This window comes from Metabacillus rhizolycopersici (assembly GCF_020075705.1).
Window position 1 is genome coordinate 1 of record NZ_JAIQUM010000301.1, and the last position, 343, is coordinate 343.

General features: G+C 37.0%; 1 protein-coding gene. It reads right to left on the minus strand.

All coding sequences use genetic code 11. The annotated features are described in order from the left end of the window. The coding region (locus K9V48_RS28745; RefSeq protein ID WP_263432988.1) for a reverse transcriptase domain-containing protein at window positions 1-343 on the minus strand (343 nt) is incomplete at both ends.

A 343-nucleotide genomic window follows, 5' to 3' on the forward strand; every position in this document is an offset into this window, starting at 1 on the left:
CTTTCTTAATGCTCTCTTTACTCGGTTTGATCAGTAGCTTGTTCCCTTGCCATGTTTTGTACTGTCGAACTGAGAATCCAAGAAAATCAAAACCATCTTCGATGTGAGTGATCTTAGTTTTCTCATTGCTTAGTTCGAGACCTCTGTTACTAAGGTACGATTGTAGTCTTACGTATACGGACTGTGCTTGTTCCTTAGTTTCTGTTAATACAACAAAATCATCTGCATACTTAACCAGAGCTATCCTGCACTTAGGATGGATAGCGTAACTTCCATTAGATTTATATGTTTTACGATATAAAATACCAAGTTCTTCTTCCATTCCATGAAGAGCTATATTTGC